Source organism: Streptomyces sp. NPDC014006 (genome assembly GCF_043088925.1).
GTDB lineage: Bacteria > Actinomycetota > Actinomycetes > Streptomycetales > Streptomycetaceae > Streptomyces.
Map to the genome: position 1 here is coordinate 281212 of NZ_JBICAJ010000004.1, position 17022 is coordinate 298233.

General features: G+C 73.2%; 20 protein-coding genes and 1 pseudogene. 9 read left to right on the plus strand and 12 right to left on the minus strand.

All coding sequences use genetic code 11. The features are described from left to right. Positions 1–2 precede the first annotated feature (2 nt). From ACF1GV_RS16535 to ACF1GV_RS16550, 4 genes are read right to left on the minus strand one after another with little or no spacing between them, the layout of a single operon-like run. Positions 3–989 (minus strand): DUF5914 domain-containing protein, encoded by a 987-nt coding sequence (locus ACF1GV_RS16535; RefSeq protein ID WP_391680896.1) that lies wholly within the window; start codon positions 987–989, stop codon positions 3–5. Further along, the gene (locus ACF1GV_RS16540; protein ID WP_391680899.1) at positions 986–2014 is read right to left on the minus strand and encodes a phytoene/squalene synthase family protein; all 1029 of its coding nucleotides are present in this window, start codon (positions 2012–2014) and stop codon (positions 986–988) included. The genes ACF1GV_RS16535 and ACF1GV_RS16540 overlap by 4 nt, the downstream gene beginning before the upstream one ends. Beyond that, positions 2011–3543 carry a phytoene desaturase family protein gene (gene crtI / locus ACF1GV_RS16545; RefSeq protein WP_391680901.1) on the minus strand — a complete coding sequence of 511 codons (1533 nt, stop codon included), beginning with the start codon at positions 3541–3543 and terminating at the stop codon, positions 2011–2013. The genes ACF1GV_RS16540 and crtI overlap by 4 nt, the downstream gene beginning before the upstream one ends. Beyond that, positions 3540–4829 (minus strand): polyprenyl synthetase family protein, encoded by a 1290-nt coding sequence (locus ACF1GV_RS16550; RefSeq protein ID WP_391680904.1) that lies wholly within the window; start codon positions 4827–4829, stop codon positions 3540–3542. The genes crtI and ACF1GV_RS16550 overlap by 4 nt, the downstream gene beginning before the upstream one ends. 269 nt (positions 4830–5098) lie before the next feature. On the opposite strand from ACF1GV_RS16550, the gene ACF1GV_RS16555 reads away from it, so the two are divergent. The 4 genes from ACF1GV_RS16555 to ACF1GV_RS16570 all read left to right on the plus strand — a co-directional run bounded on the left by ACF1GV_RS16555 (position 5099) and on the right by ACF1GV_RS16570 (position 9300). Continuing rightward, the gene (locus ACF1GV_RS16555) at positions 5099–6286 is read left to right on the plus strand and encodes a lycopene cyclase family protein (protein WP_391681620.1); all 1188 of its coding nucleotides are present in this window, start codon (positions 5099–5101) and stop codon (positions 6284–6286) included. A 57-nt stretch (positions 6287–6343) separates the two neighbouring features. After that, positions 6344–7063, plus strand: coding sequence for a class I SAM-dependent methyltransferase (locus ACF1GV_RS16560; protein WP_391680906.1), 720 nt, complete (start codon positions 6344–6346; stop codon positions 7061–7063). Next, positions 7060–8649 carry an FAD-dependent oxidoreductase gene (locus tag ACF1GV_RS16565; protein WP_391680908.1) on the plus strand — a complete coding sequence of 530 codons (1590 nt, stop codon included), beginning with the start codon at positions 7060–7062 and terminating at the stop codon, positions 8647–8649. Before ACF1GV_RS16560 ends, ACF1GV_RS16565 begins: the two co-directional genes overlap by 4 nt. Before the next feature lie 507 nt (positions 8650–9156). Next, on the plus strand, positions 9157–9300 hold the full coding sequence (locus ACF1GV_RS16570; RefSeq protein WP_391680910.1) for a hypothetical protein: 144 nt from the start codon (positions 9157–9159) through the stop codon (positions 9298–9300). Positions 9301–9374: 74 nt separating this feature from the next. On the opposite strand, the gene ACF1GV_RS16575 is transcribed toward ACF1GV_RS16570, so the two are convergent. Together ACF1GV_RS16575 and ACF1GV_RS16580 are read right to left on the minus strand one after the other, a co-directional pair. After that, entirely contained in the window at positions 9375–9587 is a 213-nt protein-coding gene (locus ACF1GV_RS16575) for a helix-turn-helix domain-containing protein (RefSeq protein WP_391680912.1), read from the minus strand. An 86-nt stretch (positions 9588–9673) separates the two neighbouring features. Further along, positions 9674–9805 (minus strand): hypothetical protein, encoded by a 132-nt coding sequence (locus ACF1GV_RS16580; RefSeq protein WP_391680915.1) that lies wholly within the window; start codon positions 9803–9805, stop codon positions 9674–9676. A gap of 284 nt (positions 9806–10089) precedes the next feature. Between ACF1GV_RS16580 and ACF1GV_RS16585 the strand changes: the two genes are divergently transcribed. The 4 genes from ACF1GV_RS16585 to ACF1GV_RS16600 all read left to right on the plus strand — a co-directional run bounded on the left by ACF1GV_RS16585 (position 10090) and on the right by ACF1GV_RS16600 (position 12769). Then, entirely contained in the window at positions 10090–10236 is a 147-nt protein-coding gene (locus tag ACF1GV_RS16585; protein ID WP_391680917.1) for a hypothetical protein, read from the plus strand. A 135-nt stretch (positions 10237–10371) separates the two neighbouring features. Further along, positions 10372–11217, plus strand: a complete 846-nt coding sequence (locus ACF1GV_RS16590; protein WP_391680920.1) for an RNA polymerase sigma factor SigF — start codon at positions 10372–10374, stop codon at positions 11215–11217. Positions 11218–11390: 173 nt separating this feature from the next. Next, a complete protein-coding gene (locus ACF1GV_RS16595) occupies positions 11391–12254 on the plus strand; it encodes a hypothetical protein (protein ID WP_391680923.1) in 864 nt (287 codons plus the stop codon). A gap of 170 nt (positions 12255–12424) precedes the next feature. Next, entirely contained in the window at positions 12425–12769 is a 345-nt protein-coding gene (locus tag ACF1GV_RS16600) for a hypothetical protein (RefSeq protein WP_391680925.1), read from the plus strand. Positions 12770–12813: 44 nt separating this feature from the next. Here the strand turns inward: ACF1GV_RS16600 and ACF1GV_RS16605 are convergent, their stop codons facing one another. Together ACF1GV_RS16605 and ACF1GV_RS16610 are read right to left on the minus strand one after the other, a co-directional pair. Beyond that, positions 12814–12987, minus strand: a complete 174-nt coding sequence (locus tag ACF1GV_RS16605; RefSeq protein WP_391680927.1) for a hypothetical protein — start codon at positions 12985–12987, stop codon at positions 12814–12816. Positions 12988–13015: 28 nt separating this feature from the next. Beyond that, positions 13016–13372 (minus strand): PRC-barrel domain-containing protein, encoded by a 357-nt coding sequence (locus ACF1GV_RS16610; RefSeq protein WP_391680929.1) that lies wholly within the window; start codon positions 13370–13372, stop codon positions 13016–13018. 437 nt (positions 13373–13809) lie between these two features. Between ACF1GV_RS16610 and ACF1GV_RS16615 the strand changes: the two are divergent. Further along, positions 13810–14130: pseudogene (locus ACF1GV_RS16615) on the plus strand (cytochrome P450); the annotation flags it as partial. Positions 14131–14333: 203 nt separating this feature from the next. Here ACF1GV_RS16615 and ACF1GV_RS16620 read toward each other — a convergent pair. Genes ACF1GV_RS16620 through ACF1GV_RS16635 form a run of 4 tightly spaced genes read right to left on the minus strand, consistent with a single transcriptional unit; the run spans position 14334 to position 16966 of the window. Next, positions 14334–15599, minus strand: coding sequence for a cytochrome P450 (locus ACF1GV_RS16620; RefSeq protein WP_391680932.1), 1266 nt, complete (start codon positions 15597–15599; stop codon positions 14334–14336). Next, positions 15596–16213 (minus strand): ATP/GTP-binding protein, encoded by a 618-nt coding sequence (locus ACF1GV_RS16625; protein ID WP_363264281.1) that lies wholly within the window; start codon positions 16211–16213, stop codon positions 15596–15598. The genes ACF1GV_RS16620 and ACF1GV_RS16625 overlap by 4 nt, the downstream gene beginning before the upstream one ends. Then, positions 16194–16550 carry a DUF742 domain-containing protein gene (locus ACF1GV_RS16630; RefSeq protein ID WP_391680936.1) on the minus strand — a complete coding sequence of 119 codons (357 nt, stop codon included), beginning with the start codon at positions 16548–16550 and terminating at the stop codon, positions 16194–16196. Before ACF1GV_RS16630 ends, ACF1GV_RS16625 begins: the two co-directional genes overlap by 20 nt. After that, a complete protein-coding gene (locus ACF1GV_RS16635; RefSeq protein ID WP_391680938.1) occupies positions 16547–16966 on the minus strand; it encodes a roadblock/LC7 domain-containing protein in 420 nt (139 codons plus the stop codon). The genes ACF1GV_RS16630 and ACF1GV_RS16635 overlap by 4 nt, the downstream gene beginning before the upstream one ends. Between the last annotated feature and the right edge of the window lie 56 nt (positions 16967–17022).

A 17022-nucleotide genomic window follows, 5' to 3' on the forward strand; every position in this document is an offset into this window, starting at 1 on the left:
GTTCAGCCGGGGAAGCGGCCCGTGGACCGTAGTTCCCAGCGGCGTTCGGCATAGGCGAGATCGTCGCGCCACAGGCGTTCCGACGCCGCGCGCATCAGCGGGCGCAGCAGCGGGGCGGCCCGGCGGGCGGCGGCGAAGCCGCGGCGTTCCGAGGCGGCCACCACGGCCTCGACGACCGCCGTACGCGGCCGGCCGTGCTCGTCGACGCCGACGGGCGTGGCGTGCGTCTCGACGACGGAACCCTCCCCCTCGCCACGCGTGATGCGCATGACGACCGTGCGCGGTCCGGGGGCGGTGAACACGGCCCGCACCGGCACGACCAGCCGCCCCGCGACCTTGAACGACACGTCGACGGTGAAGGCGTCTTCGCCGTCCCCGGGTGCGCCGACCACGGTGAGGTCGACGAACGAATACGGGTGGAACCAGGCCCCGTGCCACGGGTCCAGGCGATTGGCCACCACGTCCTCGGGTTCGCAGACGCCCGTGCCGGTGTAGACGGCCGTCAGGGCGCGCTCGCGCTCGGGGCGCCGGGGCACGAGCGGCGCGTCCGTCGGCGGCTCCCCGCCGGCCGCGTCGAGGCGCACCCACACCAAGACTCCGTCGTCGTGCACCGGCAGCGGCGTCCAGCCCGCGTACGGGCTGCCGTCGAGGGCCAGCCCGTGCCAGTGACACACCAGCGCCCCGCAGCGCACCGGGCTGTCGCGCAGCGGCGCCCCCAGATGCGGACACATCCCGGGGCCGCCCACGAGCCGGCCGTCGGCGCCGCGCCATACGACGACCTCCTCGCCCGCGACCGTGCGGGCCAACGGGCGGTCACCGCGCACCGCGGCGGACGCGCCGACGACGTACCAGTTCCCCGAGGGACGCGCTGCGGCGCGCTTCAGGGCCTGGCCGATCACCGCCGGTTTCGCCTCACGCCAGGTGGGTCGCTGCCGGTCCCACGGCACAGGGCTGCGGCGCAGCGACAGGGGAATACGGCGGGGGCTCACGCGACCTCCTCCGGGACGGGCCGGCCCGCCCGCACGGGTGTGACGGCGGGCAGAGGCGTCGGGGCCGGGGGCACCGGGCCGCGGGAGCGGCCACGGGCGCGCAGCCGTGCGAGGGCCACCCGGGTCAGCCCGTCGGCGGCCACCACGGCACGGCACCGGCGCGGGACCACCGCACGGCGGTGCAGCACGGCGTAGCCGTCCCGGGCCACGGCGTCGAGGATGCCGCCGTAAAGGACGAACGCGGTGCGGATGCAGGGGCGCGAGACCGGGTCGAGCATGGCGATCCCCGGCGCGGCCTCCCGGTACACGCCACGCGTGAGCGCCGCGAACTCCTCCAGGGCGGCAGTGATCTTACGGTCGGAGCGGCCCGAATCACGGCTCCAGCGCAGCAGTTCGCGGTCGACCCCGTGTCCGGCGAGCAGGTCAGCGGGCAGGTAGACGCGGCCGCGGTCCAGATCCTCGCCCACGTCCCGCAGAAAGTTGCTCAACTGGAAGGCCACCCCGAGTGCCGCGGCGTGCGGCGCGGCCACCTCGCGCGGCACCACCGTGCCCAGCACCGGCAGCATCTGCAGACCGATCACGGCGGCGGAGCCGTGCATATAGCGGCGCAGGTCGGCGTAGGTAGGGTAGTCCGTGACCGTGAGGTCGCAGCGCATCGCGGTCATGAAGTCGCGGAAGTGCGCGTGGTCGATGCCGTAACGGCGGGCGGTGTCGGCGAGGGCGAGGACCACCGGCTCCTCGCTGCGCCCGTCGCGCAACCCCCTGGCCAGGGCGCTGTCCAGCTGTGCCAGCGCCTCGACGCGGGCTGCGGTGTCCGTGGCCGGGTCGAGCGAGTCGACGATGTCGTCGGCCCAGCGCGCGAATCCGTACAACGCGTGGACGGCGGGCCTGCGTTCGACGGGCAGCAGCCGGGTGGCGAGGAAGTACGTCTTGCCGTGCCGCGCGTTGAGGGTGCGGCAACGACGGTACGCCGCGCGCAGCACCGGGTCGCCGATGCCCGCCGCGTCCAGTTCCCGGTCGGTCATACGGTGGTCTCCTTCGACGGTACGAGGCGGTGCGCGCCGGGACGGGCCGGTGGGCCGGTGACGCGGGCGGCGGCGAGCTTCCCCGACACCAGCACGGTCGGCACGCCGACGCCCGGCGTGGTGCCGCAGCCCGCGAGGACGGCGTTCTCGGTGCCGCGCATCAGGTTGCGGGGCCGGAACGGGCCGGTCTGGGCGAAGGTGTGCGCCGCGGAGAAGGGCGTACCGGCGGCGTGCCCCTGCGCCTGCCAGGCCGCCGGAGTGACGAGGCACTCCTCCTCGATCGCGTCCCCGATGCCGTCCAGGCCGCGCCGCTCCAGCTCGCGCAGCAGCGTCGCCCGGTAGCGGGGGGCGAGGTCGCCCCACGCGGCGGCCCCCGGACCGATGTCGGTGTTGGGGCAGGGCGCGAGGATGTAGTGCAGGTGCCGGCCCGGCGGAGCGAGCCCGGGGTCGGTCGCGGTGGGACGGGTGACCAGCAGGGATGGATCGCTCATCAGCCGCCCGGTGCGGGTCAGTTCGTCGAAGGTGCTGCTCCAGGCCGCCCCGAACGACAGGGTGTGGTGGGCAAGATGTGGCCAGGTGCGGTCGGTACCGGCGTGCAGCACGACTGCGGACGGAGAGTGCCGCAGCCGCACCGGACGCCGGGGCCGGCGGCCGAGGAGCCGGTAGGCGACGGGCAGGTCCGGGGTGAGGACGACCGCGTCGCAGGGGATGCGGTCCTGCTCGGTGACGACCGCGGTGACGCGTGCACCGGACCGCTCCAGCCGGGTCACCCGCTGACCGAACCGCAGGTCGGCGCCCGCGTCGGCGGCGGCGTCCGCCATCGCCCGCGGCAGCGCGTGCATGCCGCCCCGCGGGAAGTACACCCCGGCGACGGTGTCCATGTACGCGATGACGGCGTACGCGGCCAGCGCGCGCGCCGGCGGGACGCCCGCGTACAGCGCCTGGAAGGAGAAGACACGCCGCAGCCGCTCGTCGTCCAGGAAACGGCCGATCCGGGCGTCCAGCCGGCCGAAGCCGCCGAGCGCCGCCAGCCGGGCCAGGTCGGCGTTGACGAGGGCGAAGGGCGAGTCGAAGTTGGCGTCGATGAAGCGGCCCATCTGCGCCCGGTAGAGCCGCTCCAGCCAGGTCCGCAGCCGTCGGTACCCGGCCGCCTCACGGGGTCCGGAGAACCGTTCCACCTCCGCCGCCATGGCGTCCGCGTCGGTGTGCACGTCCAGGGTGCTGCCGTCCGCGAAGCAGGCCCGGTACGCCGGATGCAGGGCGATCAGTTCCACGCGCCGGTGCAGGCTGTCGCCGACGGCGGCGAACGCCTCGTCGGCCAGGTCCGGCATGGTCAGCACGGTGGGCCCGGTGTCGATCCGGTAACCGCCGAGTTCGAGGCGTCCGGCCCGGCCGCCGGGCAGCGCGTCCCGTTCGACGACGGTGACACGGCGCCCGGCGCCCAGCAGGTGGAGGGCGGCCGAGAGCCCGGCGAGGCCCGCTCCCACGACCACGACGTGATCCGTACGACCTGGCAGCCGACGTGTCATCGCCCGGACTCCCGCGCGGTGAGGTCCGGCGCAGGAGTGGAGTCCGGTGCGCCCTCGGCGGCACGGCGGAGCAGTTCCCGCAGCCGGCCCCCGGCCCCGGGCTCGAGCGGCGCGCCGTCGAAGTGCCGCAGCCCCCGCGCCACCAACCGGCCGATCTTCGTCTCGACCACGGCCCGGGCGCCCGTCGCGTCCAGCACCTCCCGCACCTCGGCAAGGCCCGCGTCCGTCAGCCCGGTGTCCCCGAGCGACCTCTCCAGCACGGCCAGAGCGCGGTCGTCGCCGGCTGCCGCGGCCCGGGCCCGGGCGAGGGCCGTCAGATAGGTCGGCTTGCCCTCGCGGATGTCAGCGCCACCGCTCTTCCCGGTCCGGTGGGGATCGCCGAAGACATCGTCCAGGTCGTCGCGCAGTTGGAACGCCATGCCGACACAGCGCCCCGCCGCGTCCAGCGCCCGCATCGTCGCGTCGTCGGAGCCCGCCAGCGCGGCACCCAGCGCCAGCGGGCGTGCCACGGAGTACAGGGCGCTCTTGAGACAGGCGGTGTGCAGAGCACGTGGCAGCGCCTGCGCGGTGGTGGCCTGGCCGTGCACGTCCAGGTACTGGCCCGCCACCATCTCCGTGCGCATGTCGCTCCACAGCCGCCGCACCGGTCGTACCGCCGGCGCGGGCAGGTCGGTCTCGGCGATCAGGTCGTCCGCCCACGCGAGCGCCAGATCACCGGCCAGGATGCCGGCCGCGTCCCCGAACCGCCCGGCGCGCCCGGCGGGCGAGGACCCGGCGTACCGGATGCGCAGGTCCGCGTGCAGCGCCGGCCGGCCCCGCCGCAACAGCGCACCGTCCATGACGTCGTCGTGCACCAGGGCGCACGTCTGCAGCAGTTCCAGCGCCGCACCGACGCGCAGGGCCGCTACGGCGGTCGCCCCGTCGTCGCCGCACGCGCGCAGCGACCACCACAGCAGCTGCGACCTGGTGCGTTTGCCGCCGGCCCGGGTGAAGTCGGCGACCCGTGCCGCGAGGTCCGTGGCGAACTGTTCGTCCACGGCGTGCGCACGGGCGACGCGCTCGGTGAGGACAGCGTCGAGGACGCACCCGACCGCGGCGGACACATCGGCGTCGACCTGAGGCGCGTCCCAGCTCTCCACCGGGCTCGTGGCGCCTGCCGGGTCCGAGGGGACGCGGTCGCCCGACCCGTCCGGGCGCGTCCGTTCGGGCGATCCCGGCACCCCGAGCAGGCGCGGGACGGGCGGCGGCGCGGCACCGTGGTGTTCCTTCGCCTGTGTGGGGCTCATCCCGCTTCCTCTCGTCGTGATCGCGATGCACTCCGTCACCACATGCTTCGGCGGGTCCGCCGGGCCCGGATGCGGCAGCGGCCGGCAACGTGTGCGCCGACCGTCGCGCGATGTCCTTTCCCCGCCCTTTCGCCAAGGGAACGGCGGACCGCCGCACACGAGTGACCCGCATCCGTTCGGGCACACGGGCGGGAACACCGGCAGGCGGGGCAGAGCGGGCGAAGACCTGCAGGCGCGCGGCGAGCGGGACGGGTCGAGGAGGAGGCGTGGTGCTGGAGGCAGAGGTGGCGGTGGTCGGTGCCGGGGCCGCGGGGCTGTCACTGGCCCACCGACTGAGCGGGCATGCGCCCCGGTCGCGGACGCCGTCGGTGATCCTGCTGGACGCCCCGCCCGGCCCGCTGCGCCCGCCGAGCCGCACCTGGTGCTTCTGGGAGCGCGGCCGGGGCCGCTTCGACGCCGCGGTGACGGCGTACTGGGAGCGGCTGCGGGTGCGTCCGCCCGCGGGCGCCCCGATCGAGGACGGACTCGCGCCACTGCGCTACAAGATGATCCGCTCCGACGACTTCGAGGACCTGGTCGGCCGGGACCTCGCGCACAGCCCCAACGTGCGCCGGCTCGAAGCCACCGTGGAGACGGTGGAGGACGTCACCGGCGGCGCCCGCGTGCACCTGCGGGAGGCAGGCGGAACCCATCGCGTCCTGCACACCCGCTGGGTCCTCGACTCCCGCCCGCTCGGCAGCCTGCCGGCCGCGCGCACCACCCTCCTCCAGCACTTCCACGGCGTCTTCGTCCGCACCTCCAGGCCGCTCTTCGACCCCGGCGTCGCCGAGCTCATGGACTTCCGCACCCCACAGCCCGCCGACGGCCTGTCCTTCGGCTACGTCCTGCCCACCGGACCGCACGAGGCGCTCGTCGAGTACACCGAGTTCTCACCGCGGACCCTGACCGCGCACGGCTACGACGCGGCGGTACGGCACTACGCCGACGACGTCCTGCGCCTGGGCGAGAGGGAGGTCCTCGCCACCGAGACCGGCGTCATCCCGATGACGGACGCCCCGATCGCCCGGCAGACCGGAGCGTCCGTGTTCCGCATCGGCGCCGCCGGGGGCGCCACCCGCCCCGCCACCGGGTACACCTTCGCCGGCCTGCAACGCCAGACGCGGGCCGTCGCCGCGGCGCTGCGCGAAGGGCGCCGCCCGCTGCCCCCGCCCGCCCACTCCGTGCGCTCCCGGGCCATGGACGCCGTACTTCTGCGCGCCCTCGCCAGCGGCCGGGTCGACGGACCCGCCCTGTTCAGCGGCCTCTTCGCCCGGGTCCCCATGGCCCGGCTGCTGCGCTTCCTCGACGGGGACACCCGCCTGCACGAGGACCTCGCCATCGGCCTGCGCACCCCGATCCGCCCGATGCTCCACTCGGCGCTGGAACTGCCGTCCTTGCCCCGCCGCCCCTTCGACTGATGCCCCGACAGCCGCCCCCTCTCCTTTCCCTTTTCCCCTTCGGCCCCTGGAGACCGCATGACCCTGCTGCGCGACGAGGACCTCGCCGCCGCCTTCGACCACGCCTCGCGCAGCTACGACGCGCTGGTCGCCGCCAACCCCGGCTACCACGCCCACCTGCGGCGCTCGGTGCGCCGGCTCGGCCTGCCCGGGCACGGCGAAGGACTGCGCCTGCTCGACCTCGGCTGCGGCACCGGCGCCTCGACCGCCGCGCTGCGCTCCGCCCTGCCGGCCGCGCACATCACGGCCGTCGACGCCTCCGCCGGCATGCTGGAGCGGGCCGCCGCCAAACCGTGGGCGGACGGCGTGACCTTCGTGCACGCCCCGGTGGCACGGCTGGCCGAGGCGGGCGTCACAGGACCGTTCGACGCGGTCTTCGCCGCGTACCTGCTGCGCAACGTCGACGATCCCGACACCGTGCTGGCCGCCGTGCGCGAGCTGCTGGCGCCCGGTGGACGGCTCGGCGTGCACGAGTACACCCTCAGCGGGCGGGCCGTGGACCGCGCGGTGTGGACCCTGGTGTGCCGCGGAGTCGTCCAGCCCGCGGGCAGGGTCCTCGGCGACGGCGCCCTCTACCGTCACCTGTGGCGCAGCGTCGTCGACTTCGACACCGCCGACCGCTTCGCTGACCGGCTGCGCACGGCCGGCTTCGACCATGTGCGGGCCCTGCCGCTGCCGGGCTGGCAGACGGGCATCGCCCACACCTTCGTCGCGCGCCGCCCGGAGGGCACGCGATGACCGGGGAACGCCGGACGACGGACGGGACGGCGGACGGGCGTCGGGCATCGGCCGGCGCCCGTCGCGGGCGGGACCGGCGGGCCCGCGTCCTGCCCGGCCCCGAGGGAAGGCGGCGCGCCGACGGCGCCCGCCCCAGCGTCGCGGTCGTGGGCGGCGGCATCGCCGGGCTGGCAGCGGCCACGGCACTGGCCGAGCGCGGCGTGGCCGTCACCCTGTACGAGCGGCAGCCTTATCTCGGCGGCCGCGTCGGGGGCTGGCCCACCCGCCTGCCGGACGGCACTCCGGTGACGATGAGCCGGGGATTCCACGCCTTCTTCCGGCAGTACTACAACCTGCGCGGTCTGCTGCGCCGTACCGATCCCGCGCTGGAGCGGCTCGCCGGCCTGCCGGACTACCCGCTGCTGCACGCCGGCGGGGCGCGGGACGGCTTCCGCCGCGTCCCGCGCACCCCGCCGTTCAGCGCGCTCGGCTTCGCCCTGCTCAGCCCGTCCTTCGGGCTGCGCGACCTGAGGGCCCTGGACCCGGTCGCGGCGCTGCCCCTGTTCGACGTGCGCGTGCCCGACGTGTACACCCGGCTCGACGACATCAGCGCCCATGACTTCCTGGACGCCGTCCGTTTCCCGGACCAGGCACGCCACCTGGCCTTCGAGGTGTTCTCCCGAAGCTTCTTCGCCGACCCGCGGCAGCTGTCGGCGGCCGAGCTGGCGCTGATGTTCCACATCTACTTCCTCGGCTCCGCCGAGGGCCTGCTGTTCGACGTGCCGCGCGCGCCCTTCCCGGCCGCCCTGTGGAACCCGCTGGCCGCCTACCTTGAGGGGCATGGTGCCGTGGTGCGCACGGACACATCCGTCGACCACGTGGAACCGACGCGCGACGGCGGCCACCGGGTCACCACCGACGAGGACGAAACCCATCACGACGGCGTCGTCCTCGCCCTGGACACCGCCGGACTGCGCTCCCTCGTCGCCCGCTCGGAGCGGCTGGGCGACGCCCCCTGGCGCGAGCGGATCGCGGGACTGCGCACCGCGCCGCCGTTCCTGGTCACCCGCCTGTGGCTGGACCGGCCCGTCGCCGCCGATCGGCCGGGCTTCCTCGGCACCAGCGGATTCGGCACCCTCGACAACATCAGCGTCCTGGAACGCTGGGAGGACGAGGCCGCCCGCTGGGCCGCACGCACCGCAGGATCGGTGGTGGAACTCCACGCCTACGCGGTACGGCCGCACTCGCCCCGCGACGTCGAGGAGAAGCGCCTCGTCGAGCAACTGCACCGTGTCTACCCGGAGACATGCGCGGCCAGGGTCGTCGACAGCCGCCACGAGTGGCGCGAGGACTGCCCCCTGTTCCCGGTGGGCGGCTACCGCGACCGCCCCACCGTGCGCACCCCGGACCCACGTCTGACCGTGGCCGGGGACCTGGTATGCACCGACCTCCCGGTGGCGCTGATGGAGCGAGCGGCGACGACCGGCTTCCAGGCCGCCAACGCCCTGCTGCGGCAGTGGGGTCTGCGGGGCCAGACGCTCTGGACGGTTCCGGACCGAGGCCGCAACGCGGTGCTGCGGAGCCTGGCGCGGTGGGTGAGCGGGTGAGGCAGGCGCCTGACCGTCGGGCGACGTCTTGTGAGGTCCGCTCCGGTGGGAACAGACATCGACGGAGTGATCGAGTGCCGCGCGCACGGGCACGGCTGGCGGGTCGAGGCCGATGTGCTCGATTTTCGGCTGGGACGGGACGGCGAGCGTGGGGGTGTCTCTTCGGCGTCCGCGGTTCCGAGAGCATCGACAGACCGCTCTTCGCGCACCGCGGACTGCCGGACGACCTCTCCGACGTGGTACGGGAGAGCGCCGTCGGTGACTGCCGGCAGGGACACACCCATGCCACCTGGGCCGACGTGAGGGCGGCCGACCGGGACGCTCCGGTCACGTACGGGCCCGCCTGGTACTGGGCCGCCGAGTGGAGGGAGGGCGAGCACGGACTCGTGTTCCACGACGTCGTCCGGGCCACGCCCGACCTGGGCGACGCGGCGGCCGACACCTTCGGCGGCCACATCCTGCTCCTCCCTGCGAGTGGCCGCCGGGCGGCGAGGTACGGCTGGGGGCGTGGTGTACCGCCCCGTCGTCCTCACGACCCGGATGCGCGCGCCGCCGGACGAGAAGCCGTGGGACCGGCTCTGGGGAGCGATGGGCGACCTCGCCGGCGTACACGGAGACGACAACGTGCGACTGGTCGTGTGGTTCGGATGAACGTGCGGCTGCTCGTCTGGTTCGGACCACGGGCCGGGCCGGCTGCCTCGGCCCGTCGGCGTGGCCGGCGGCTCTCAGCCCGCCGACCGGGCGGCGTGGGCGCGCACATCGCCGCCCCGGGTCCTCAGCGGCACGTCCGCTTCACGAAGCACGCGGTGCACGAAGCCGTACGAGCGTCCATGGGCCTCCGCTATCGCGCGGATCGAGCGGCCCTCCTCGTACTCCTTCTTCAGTACCTCGGCCAGCTGCTTGCGCGCCGCACCCGTGATCCACTTCCGCTTGTCCACGAAGATCTCCTCTCGCGACCTCGAACGTGATCACCGGTTGCCCGCGTCGCCGCGATCCATGTCGCCGATCCCGCGTCCGGACCCGGTCAGGACGCGTACAGGATCCGCAGCCAGGGCGCGTGCGAGGCGACGAGCCGGCGCAGGGTGTCCACCGCGTCCGCCTTGACGCCATTGCGGCAACGGACGTTCAGCGCGCCGTTCTGTGCGGTGTGGGTCATCGAAGGGCTCCGGGGGAGTGCTCGGCTGCTGCGGCGCGTGGGTGTCGGTGCCGGTCGGTCCACTGCAGGACCGTCACGCGCGTGGTGCGGCGGCACACGGCCACGCGCGCGTGACGGCACGGCACGCTGCTGGTCGGCCCGCCGCCTACCCGCCGCACGGTCGGCAAGCCCCGGTGGCGCCCGGCTGAACGAGCGGCGGGCGGGTAGACGAGCCCTACGATCCCGGGGACCGCCTGCGGTCCCACGACCCGACGGACGACGGACGACGGGCGACAAGGAGTGTCATGGCCGGTGTACTGGAACGCATCAAGGAGTTCGCGCGCAGCCCGCAGGGGCGCCGCACGATGGAGCAGATACGGCGGCAGGCCGCCGACCCGCGCCGGCGCGCCCAGGCCCGGCGCCTCTTCGAACGGTTCCGCTCCCGCCGGTGACGCGGACGCGCCCGGGAGTGATGGCGGTCACGTTTGCCGTACGCTGGGGGCATGACTCGCGCAACGCCGGGTAACGGCCGGACAAGGACGGCCCGGGGGTACGGAGCGGGCCGGCACGACGAGGGAGGGCTCGAGATGGCGACGCGCGTCGGCACGACGACGGACACCGGCAGACCACTGCCGCAGATCACCGACCCGCAGAAGATCGCCCCTCAGGACGCCCGCACCCTCACCCAGCTGTTCCTCGAACGGCTCGCGGTGCTCGAGGAGGGCACCGCCGAGTACCAGTACGCCCGCAACACGCTCATCGAGATGAACATGTCGCTGGTGCGCTACGCGGCCGGCCGGTTCCGCAGCGGGAACGGCCAGACGATGGAGGACGTCGTCCAGGTCGGCGTCATCGGGCTGATCAAGGCCATCGACCGGTTCGAGATCTCCCGCGAGGTGCAGTTCACGAGCTTCGCGGTGCCGTACATCGTCGGCGAGATCAAGCGGTTCTTCCGAGACACCTCCTGGGCCGTGCACGTTCCGCGCCGTCTGCAGGAGGCCCGTGCCGAACTGGCCAAGGCCACAGAGGAACTCCACACCCGGCTCGGCCGCGCACCCCGGGTCGCCGAGCTGGCGGCGTTGATGAACCTCAGCGAGGACGAGGTAGTCGAGGCGCAGATCGCCGCGAACGGATTCACCTCCGCCTCCCTCGACGCGAGCATCAGCCAGGATCCGGACGACCACGAGACCGCGCTGGCCGAGGTCATCGGCGTGGAGGACCCGGCTTTCGAACTCGTCGAGAACTTCCTCACGCTGGCCCCGCTCATCGCCGAACTCGGGGAGCGCGACCGGCTGATCCTCCATCTGCGGTTCGTCGAGGAGCTGACCCAGGCGCAGATCGGGGAGCGGCTGAACATCTCCCAGATGCACGTCTCCCGGCTGATCTCCCGCATCGTCGCCGGCCTGCGGTCGCAGATGGCGGTCACCCACTGAGAAACGGCTGAGCCCCGGGCGGGAGTGCCGGCGTCCGCCGCCGGCGCTCCCGCCCCGCCTTCGTCCCCCAACTCTCCCCCTCGCACGGCGTGTTCGGATGAATCCGGGGCAATCGGGACGACATGACGGCGGCTCGCCGGCAGCCGCCACCGGTCGAGAGGGGGCAGGGAATCATGCGGAACGCGTGGACGAAGTCCGGTGCGCTCATGGTGGCCACAGCCGCGTTAGGCGGTGTCCTGGCCGGCTGCGGAAGCGACGACGGGTCCGACACGCCAGGAAGGGCAGGTCGGTCCGGCGCCGCACGGGAGCAGGGCACCGCGGCGGTGCGCGCCGCCTACGACAGGACGGCTCAGGCCGACACGGCGAAGCTGACGGTGCGGGTGAGGGCCATGGCGGACGGCCAGACGGCCGTCTCCGACGGACGCGGCGTCGTCGACCTCAAGGACGGCGACAGCGCCCTGACGGTGACCGCCCAGGGCCGTCCGGTCGAGCAGCGTGTGGTGGACCAGATCCTCTATCAGAAGGTACCGGGCGCCCGTACACCGGCCGGCAAGCCCTGGGTGCGGGTCGACCTCAAGCGGCTGGCCTCGCAACAGGGTCTGGGCACCCACGGGATCGGCGACCCGGCCCGGTCCGCCGCGTTCGCCAAGGCGGTCACGGACCGGGGGGTGAGCAAGGCCGGCCGGGAAACGGTCGGCGGCGTGGCCACCACCCGCTACCGGGTCAACGTCGACGTGGCCGCCCTGCCGGACGGGGCGCACCTGCGCGGGCAGCTGGGCCCGACCGTGCCCATGCAGCTCTGGCTCGACGACGACGGCAGGATCCGGCGTCAGCAGATCGAAACGGCCGTCAGGACGCCGATCCCGGCGTCCGCCGCCGCCTCCGGGCAGAGCGCGGCACCGCAGCAGCTGAGGATCGACACGGTTCTGGAGTACTCGGACTTCGGCACGGACGTCGACGTCGAGGCGCCGCCCGCCGCACAGGTGACCGACCTGACCGATCGCGCTCCGCAGGACGGCGGCACACCGCGCGGCTGACGCCCGCCGGCGTGAGCGCGGTGGCCCGAGGCGCGATGGCGTGCGTACGGCCAGGCCGTCCGGCACGTGCCTCTGATCATCCGTGAACCGATCCCCGGGGCGATCGCTTGATCCGGCCGATCGGGGGCATCCGCGACACTGCCGACTCACGCCGCCAGGGGAGGATCTCCATGAGCCGAGGAAGCCGCATACTCGCCGCTGCGCACGCAGCTGTCGGAGCGTGGCTGGTCTGCTGCACCGTCCGCACCTGGGGCGCCGCGGCGACGTGGAGCAGCGCGATCATGGCCGCCGCGGCCGTCACGGTGCTGGCCGGCGTCGTCCGCTCCACCGTCGCGGGCGTGCGCGGCACCAGGCGCGAGCGGGACGCCGGGCGCGGGGGGCGGCGCGCGGAGGTCGCCGAGGCGCTCGCCCAGCGGGAACTCTCGGCCGCCTGCTGCGAGCGTTGGTGGACGTCGCTCGGCGCCGACCACGACACCGCCTGCGCCCGCAGGACGCCCCGCAGCAGCGCCGCCTGACCTCCGCGGATGTGCCGGCGTCCCTGCCGCGGGGTGTCGGCGCGTCAGCGCATACGGCGGTGGCGGCGGCCCCCACGGCGGAACCGCATGACTCCGTAGACGAGGTCCGCCAGCAGGACGATGATGCCGATGATCAGCAGGTAGAGCAGGCCGTGGACGACCGCCCCGACGATGCCCAGGATCACGGCCACGATGATCAGCAGCAGGAACAGGCTCATCCTGTCCTCCCGATTCGGGGCGGGTCGATCAGCGACGGGCCAGACGCCGTTCGCCGCCGACTCCGGGGATGTACTCGATTTCGTAGTGGGCGAAGACGGAGGGTTCGTCCTCGGCTGTGAGCACTCCGTCGACATCGATGGACGGAGCCTTCTTGATCACGTTCTTGGAGTGGGCGACCTTGAGGTAACCAGGTCCTACAGTGGCGCCGGTGAGCGGAACGAACACCAGGCGCCGGCGCGTGGGCAGGCCCACGGTGACGGTCGCGAAGAACGGCTGGTCGGTCGACGTGTCCACATAGACCGACTCCAGCGCTCCGATCTTGCGCTTCTCCGCGTCGACGACGTCGTGTCCACGCCAGTTGCGGATGTCGTCCGCCTCGAACATGTCCGGCCTCCCGTTGCAGGCCCCTTATTCATTTTGCCCCGGCGTCCGCCCATGGCGGGGTGCGGTCGGGGCACTGGGGTGAACCGACTCCATGCCGGTACCACCGAGTGGTGCGTCTCACACCCCGTCGCGGAAAGAAATCCATCAGGTTGACCGTTCAACTTGATGCGGGTGCGGAGGGGACAGTGTCCCCGGGCCTCACTCATCGCCCGTGGGGAGGATCGTTCGGCTGAAGCCCCACGAGGCCACTCGCCGAGAGGCGACGGCCCTCCGCCCCGCCCCTGGCCGCCCCGGCCGGCTTTCCCCCGAGCCGGCCGGGGCTTTCGCACGCGGGGCGACACGGCCCGCCGCCGTCCGCTGATCGCCCGCTCAACTTCGGCCAGGCCGGAGGAAGCCCGTGTCCACCGCCCAGCAGGTGCCCGACATCCTCTCGCCCGAGGTCGCCGGTCATTTCCCGGTACGGGGACGTCGCACGCGACTTCAAGGACAAGCAGGGCCGGTTCACGACCGACAACTACACCTGGCAGCTGGAACCGGTGCACGGAAGGACGATCCTCCGCGGTCGTGAGCACGCCGTGTGACGCGCCCTCGTCGCGCCCGCCTTCCGCGCCAGCGATCTGCGGGAGAAGTTCCTGCCCGTCATCGAACGCAACTCGCGCGAACTCATCGACGCCCTCCGGCACACCGGCTCGGCCGACCTCGTCGCCGATTATGCGACCCGCTTCCCGGTCGACGTCATCGCCGACATGCTGGCCCTGATCGCCGCGGCCTTCGCCGAGACACTGCGCCACACCCCGCACGTCCACATGATCACGCGGCAGTCGGCAGTCGCTGCGGGTGCGCTTCACTCCGGTCACCACCTGAGGGCGCGCACCACACGTTCGGCGGGCGGACGGGACACGCCGATCCCTCCGCCCGCGACGCCTCCGCCCCGCGATGCCCCCGCCCGCGACCTTCCCGGCTAGCGGGCCGACGGAGTGAACCGGACCGGCAGGGACGTCAGCCCGCGCATCCAGATCGACGGACGCCAGGTCAGCTCCTTGGCGTCCACCGCCAGCACCAGGTCCGGCAGATGCTCCAGCAGCGTCTCCACCGCCGTACGCGCCATCACATCCGCCAGCAGCGGGGCCGGGTAGGGGCAGCGGTGCTCGCCGCTGCTGAAGGACAGGTGCGCGGAGTTCTCCTGGCCCACATGCGCCTCGGGCCAGATCTGAGGATCGGTGTTGGCCGCGGCGAGGCCCAGGACGAGGCAGTCGCCCTCGCGGATGAGGCGTCCGCCGAGCTGAGTGTCGCGCACCGCCCACCGGCCGATGAACGCCTGCATCGGCGTGTCCAGCCACAGCACCTCGTTCAGCGCGTCGCCGACACTGACCCGCCCGCCCGAGACGTTCACCGCGAAGCGCTCGTCCGTCAGCAGCAGCCGCAGGGTGTTGCAGATCCAGTTGGCGGTCGGCTGCTGGGCCGCGGCGATCACGGAGATCAGATCCTGCGCGATCTCCTCGTCACCGAGCCCGGCCGGATGCAGCAGCATGCGGGAGACGACGTCGGGCCCCGGACGCTCCCGCTTCTCCTTCACCAGCCGGGCCAGACGCTCACCCACCCGCACAAACGCCGCGACCGGATCGTCGCCCTCACCGGCGTCGAGCGAGATCCGCAGATCGTCGACGAGCTGTTCGGTGTCCGCGCTGCCCTGCTCCACACCACACATCCACAGCACGCCGCGGGCCGGCAGGACGTGGGCGTACATGCTCATCAGCTCGGCCTGGCCGCTGCCCGCGAACCCCGCGATCAACTGCTCGGCGATCGACTGGCACTCCCGGGCCAGCTCGAACTGGTCCACGCCCTCGAGCGCCTGGGTGATCACACCGGCGCGCCGCTGGTGCTCCGGCCCCTCGGCGAACAGAACCGACGGCTGGTAGCCGACGAACGGCAACAGCGGCCAGTCGTCGGGGATGCGGGGCCACTGGTTCCAGCGCCTGGAGTCCCGCGCGAACAACTCGTCGTGGCTGGTCACATAGCAGACCTCGGGGTAGCCGAGGACGAACCAGGCCGGGATGCCGCCGTCGAGCAGCACGGGCGCCACCGCCCCGTGCTCCTGGCGCAGCGTGCGGTACAGCTGCGCGGGGGTCTGCTGGTACTCCAGGCCGCCCAGCCGCACGGCGGAGGCGTGCGCGGGGCAGCCGGATGCGGGCGCGCCGACGGGCGGGGAGCCGGTGGAGTCGCTCACGGTGTTCTCTCCTGGGACAGGGCCAATGCGTACAGATGGTCCACCAAGGTGATGAGAACCTCCTTGCCGGAGGACCTGACCCGCGCGTCGCAGTCGACCATCGGCACGTCCCCGTTCAGGGCGAGGGCCTGCCGGATCTCCTCGAGCGAGAAGCGGTTCTCGTCACCGTCGAAGCGGTTGACGGCCACCACAAAAGGCGTGTTGTGGTGTTCGAGCCGGTCTATCGCGTACCAGGACTCCTCCATACGACGGGTGTCGACCAGGATCACCGCACCCAGCGTGCCGGCGAACAGCCGCTCCCACAGGAACCAGAACCGCTCCTGCCCGGGCGCGCCGAACAGGTACAGCACCATCCGCTCGTTGAGCGTGATGCGCCCGAAGTCGAACGCGACGGTCGTGGTGTTCTTCTGCTCCACCCCGGCGGTCTCGTCGACGCCCCGCCCCGCCTGCGTCATCAACTCCTCGGTGCTCAGCGGCCGGATCTCGCTGACCGACCGCACCAAGGTGGTCTTGCCGACCCCGAACCCGCCCACCACCACGATCTTCAGTCCGGTGTCGGCGCCATCGGCCAGCGGCGTGCGCTGGGAGGGCAGCTCAGAGGTTGCGGAGCCCATGGAGCACCTCCTGGAGCAGTGCGGTTTCGGGGAGGGACGCGACGGACGATGCCGCGCGCGGGTGCCGGACGCCGATCCGGCCGTTGCCGTGGAGATCGCCGAGCAGGATCCGTACGACGGTGATCGGCAGTTTCAGCTCGGCCGCGATCTCGACCAGCGCCGTGGGGTGCCGGCACAGGTCGAGGATCCGCGCATGCTCGGACTGCATCCCGGCGGCCGGCTCGCACTCGCTGACGATCAGCGTCACCAGGTCGAAGCTCTCGTCCGCTTCGCTCCGGCCACCCGTGACCGTGTAGAGCCGGTCCGGATCGCCGACGTCCACTGGGTGGTGCATCACGCGGTGGTGCCCAGGGCGACCGCGGCACGCGGCTCCGCCCGCAGGTGCTCGCCGATCTGCTCCACCATCTCCGTCATCTGGTGCCCGACGATGCCCGGATCGGCGCTCTCCCGGGCGACGACGGCGAGATGGGCGCCCCGACCCGCCTGCACGATGAACAGCAGACCTCCGTGGAACTCGGTCATGGAGTGCCGGACGCCGCCCGATCCGTCCCCGAACTCCATGGACGCGCCCTGGGCGAGGGCCTGGATGCCGGAGCAGATGGCGGCCAACTGGTCGGCCTGGTCCAGCGTCAGATGCTCCGTCCAGCACAGCTTCAGACCGTCCCGGGAGAGGACGAGCGCGTGGCGCGTGCCCGGCGTGCGCTCCAGGAGGTACTTCAGGAGCCAGGTGAGGCTGTTGTCAGTGGTCTCCATGGTGGGTGGGCGGGGCGACCGGCTGGCGGTCGTCCGGCCCCTTCCTCCAATCCAAC

Coding starts and splice junctions, on each gene's coding strand:
- ACF1GV_RS16605 (WP_391680927.1), bottom strand. CDS start 12,987: ATGAGCCTGTTCCTGCTGCTGATCATCGTGGCCGTGATCCTGGGCATC.
- ACF1GV_RS16595 (WP_391680923.1), top strand. CDS start 11,391: ATGCGGAACGCGTGGACGAAGTCCGGTGCGCTCATGGTGGCCACAGCC.
- ACF1GV_RS16585 (WP_391680917.1), top strand. CDS start 10,090: ATGGCCGGTGTACTGGAACGCATCAAGGAGTTCGCGCGCAGCCCGCAG.
- ACF1GV_RS16580 (WP_391680915.1), bottom strand. CDS start 9,805: ATGACCCACACCGCACAGAACGGCGCGCTGAACGTCCGTTGCCGCAAT.
- ACF1GV_RS16600 (WP_391680925.1), top strand. CDS start 12,425: ATGAGCCGAGGAAGCCGCATACTCGCCGCTGCGCACGCAGCTGTCGGA.
- ACF1GV_RS16625 (WP_363264281.1), bottom strand. CDS start 16,213: ATGGGCTCCGCAACCTCTGAGCTGCCCTCCCAGCGCACGCCGCTGGCC.
- ACF1GV_RS16550 (WP_391680904.1), bottom strand. CDS start 4,829: ATGAGCCCCACACAGGCGAAGGAACACCACGGTGCCGCGCCGCCGCCC.
- ACF1GV_RS16635 (WP_391680938.1), bottom strand. CDS start 16,966: ATGGAGACCACTGACAACAGCCTCACCTGGCTCCTGAAGTACCTCCTG.
- ACF1GV_RS16540 (WP_391680899.1), bottom strand. CDS start 2,014: ATGACCGACCGGGAACTGGACGCGGCGGGCATCGGCGACCCGGTGCTG.
- ACF1GV_RS16590 (WP_391680920.1), top strand. CDS start 10,372: ATGGCGACGCGCGTCGGCACGACGACGGACACCGGCAGACCACTGCCG.
- ACF1GV_RS16565 (WP_391680908.1), top strand. CDS start 7,060: ATGACCGGGGAACGCCGGACGACGGACGGGACGGCGGACGGGCGTCGG.
- ACF1GV_RS16610 (WP_391680929.1), bottom strand. CDS start 13,372: ATGTTCGAGGCGGACGACATCCGCAACTGGCGTGGACACGACGTCGTC.
- ACF1GV_RS16560 (WP_391680906.1), top strand. CDS start 6,344: ATGACCCTGCTGCGCGACGAGGACCTCGCCGCCGCCTTCGACCACGCC.
- crtI (WP_391680901.1), bottom strand. CDS start 3,543: ATGACACGTCGGCTGCCAGGTCGTACGGATCACGTCGTGGTCGTGGGA.